General features: G+C 47.2%; 2 protein-coding genes. One reads left to right on the forward strand and one right to left on the reverse strand.

Annotation, left to right across the window (positions count from 1 at the left end):
• Nucleotides 1–71 precede the first annotated feature (71 nt).
• On the forward strand, nt 72–1,205 hold the full coding sequence (locus tag Q0256_RS08080) for a hypothetical protein (protein ID WP_297962056.1): 1,134 nt from the start codon (nt 72–74) through the stop codon (nt 1,203–1,205).
• Nucleotides 1,206–1,889: 684 nt separating this feature from the next.
• On the opposite strand, the gene tgt is transcribed toward Q0256_RS08080, so the two are convergent.
• Nucleotides 1,890–3,056 (reverse strand): tRNA guanosine(34) transglycosylase Tgt, encoded by a 1,167-nt coding sequence (tgt, locus tag Q0256_RS08085; protein WP_297962058.1) that lies wholly within the window; start codon nt 3,054–3,056, stop codon nt 1,890–1,892.
• Between the last annotated feature and the right edge of the window lie 147 nt (nt 3,057–3,203).

Here is a 3,203-nt window from a genome sequence, read left to right on the forward strand (position 1 = left end):
CCGTAGAATAATCGTTTTTTAAGTTCATTTTGACTAATATTTCTCATTAAAAAATCGGGGAATGTTAGTATATGAGACTTATCGGATTTATCAGAGGTGAAAATGTCATAGTCGCCACGGGCGGGGTCGAGTATAGCTACGAAATGCTTGGCGAGCGCGATCCTAGCCTAACCGACGGCGATGAGGTAAGCTTCGACACGCTAGCATCCAGCGCGATAAATATAAAGCGCGTCGAGGGTTCTAAATCCAAAGACCGCGTAGCGCAAAAAGTAACCCCACAGCCAAAAGAATCTGCAAAACAAAACGATGAAATTTTTGGCGATAAGAATTTTGCAGAAAATAATATATCAGAAGCACCTTCCTTTCAAAGCTCTACCGAAAATATTGCAAACGATATATCTGCCGTAAAAGAAACGAAGGTCGCAAAAAAATTTAATAAATTTAAATTTAACCGCAAAGCCAAGCCTACGAGTGCAAAAAAACCGAAATTCTTTGGATTTGAGTTCGTCCAAACAGACGATCTGCGCACTACGCAAAGCGTCGAGAGTAAAATTTATACTTCATCTATCCGCAAGGAAGGGCTTAAATCCATAATCCTGCCCATAGTGCCGATAGTCATTATTTTGATATTCCGCTCGCAAATTGCAAGCATATTTCTATCTTTTTCGCAGATCGAAGCTTACGTCAATCAAGACACGGTTTATATGGTGATGGATCTGCTGATTTTCCTTAGTTTTGCGCTATTTTATCTGCTGCCGCTTAACCGCGCGATAAACCTACTCTCCATAGCGACGCACGATCAATACCCGATGCGTCAAATGGCGAATTACAACGTCTTTATCATCCTGTGCGTCATCTCTACGATCCTACAGGATAAGAGCCTGGGGCTGGATGAGTTCGAGCAGTTTTTCATCTGCGGCGTGATCGGACTTGGGCTCATTTCGTTTTATTATAAGCTCAAGGCGTTTGCGTTTATGTTTTTCAAAACTGCAGGCTCAATCCTATTTGCCCCCGCGCTGCTTGTGGAGCTCGCGGCGATTATTTTCATCGGCATCGGCGACCGCTATACCGGTGCATCGATAAAATTTATGGAGCTTACGGGGCTATTTTTTGCGAGCACGGCGTGGAGATACATCATAATTTTTATCGTTATGTCGCCGCTTTATTTCCTTGGATTTTGTATGCTAAGGCGGATCAAAAAATAATTCTGCGAAATTTTGCTGCAGATTTGGCTGCGATGAAATTTTACTACGATAGAATTCTGCTCAAAATTTCATCGCAAAATTTAGCACGAAGACAGAATTTAACAGGGATTTGAACTTTATCAAAGTAAAATTCTACCGCATTGAAATTTTATCGCAATAAAATTCCGCAATTGTAGGCGCAGATCGCACGCCCTAAAGCAATATATGTCTTTTATACGCGTTAACGCACGCTTACACAACACCAATGCCTGCGAAATTTCGATGCAATGCCCCCTTTTATTTGACAAAAGCCGTGGCAATTGACATAGCGTCTGTAAAATCCTACCGCTAAATTCCATCTTTAAATCTCGCGCGCTCAGCGCATATCGACGCAGAATTTTATCCACGCAATTCGGCGCGAAATTCAAAGCCAAATTTCACATCGCATTCTACGGCGAAATTCCAAGACATAACTCTATCATAATAAAATTTTGCTGAAATAAAACTCTAATTGATGCCAAAGCCTAAGTGCGGATTCAAATCAAATTTAAAGCTACAAGCTCCTCGCTCCGCAGCTCTTAAAATTTCAATGCCAAAATTTTGTCGCGTTTAAATTTAACTGCGCGCCGTATTAAAATTCTGCCCGCTGCCGTCGCGGCTAAATTTAACTACCGCGCTAAATTCCGTGCCCTAGCCTACTGAAATTTAATCTCGTGCCCCGCTTCGTGCTGCGTAGAATTCCCGCTTAAACTCGGCAAACCGCCCGTGCACGATCGCCTCTCTCATATCCGCGGCAAGGCGCAGGTAGAAGTGTAGATTGTGAATGCTAGCGAGGCGGTAAAAGCTAAGCTCTCGCGCGCGAAATAGATGATTTAGGTAGCCGCGGCTGAAGCGCTTGCACGTGTAGCAGTCGCAGTGCGGATCGATCGGATCGTGATCGCTGATAAAGCCCGCGTTTTTGATGCTGATCTTGCCGAAGCTCGTAAATAGCGTGCCGTTGCGGGCGTTGCGCGTAGGCATCACGCAGTCGAACATATCCACGCCGCGAGCGACGTTTTCGATGAGATCCTCGGGCGTGCCGACCCCCATCAAATATCGCGGGCGCGCCGCATCGACGTATGGCATCATAGCCTCTACCGTGTCGTACATCAGCTCGTTTTTCTCGCCGACGCTGAGCCCTCCGATCGCAAGCCCATCAAAGCTCATCTCACACAGCGCTTCGGCGCAAAATTTGCGCGCCTGCGGGTCGGTTCCGCCTTGTATGATACCGAAGATGTTTTGATGCGTGTGCAGGCCGCGAGATTTCATGGTCTCGTGATAATCTATCGCCTCGCGAGCCCATTTTATCGTGCGCACAACGCTTAGATCGATCCGCTTTTTAAGCCGCGATCTATCATCGCTGCTAAGTGCGCCAGGCTCGCGCGGCAGCTCCACTAAATCGTCTAAAATCATCATAATATCGGAGTTTAGCTCATACTGCGTATCGAGCACCGAGCGCGGCGTGAAATAATGCATGCTGCCGTCGATGTGGCTTTTAAATTTTATGCCGCCCTCGTCGTTTTTGGTGTTTGCGCGCAGGCTAAACGCCTGAAAGCCGCCGCTGTCGGTCAAAAAGCTGCGGGGAAATTTCGTAAATCCGTGCAGCCCGCCGAAGCCCGCCACTACCCGCGAGCCGGGGCGCAGATACATATGATAGGTGTTGGCGAGGATTATCTGCGCGTCCAGGAGCCGCTCTACGTCCGTCGCATCGAGCGCTTTGACCGAGCCCACGGTGCCGACCGGCATAAAAACGGGGGTGCGGATCGTGCTATGCGCCGTGCGGATCGTGCAGGCGCGCGCCGCGCCGTCCGCGCCGTCTATTTGAAAATCCATCTTGATCCTTTAAATTTAGCTGTTTGGCTTTTTTAGCCTCTTTTCGCGCACTCGGCGCGAAATTTTAAAAAGCGATTGTAGCGAAATTTAAATTTGCGGCAGGTAAAGACGGGAAAAAATTTAAAGGATATTATGGGGCGTTTGCGG

The sequence above is a fragment of the uncultured Campylobacter sp. genome, from assembly GCF_937949835.1.
GTDB lineage: Bacteria > Campylobacterota > Campylobacteria > Campylobacterales > Campylobacteraceae > Campylobacter_B.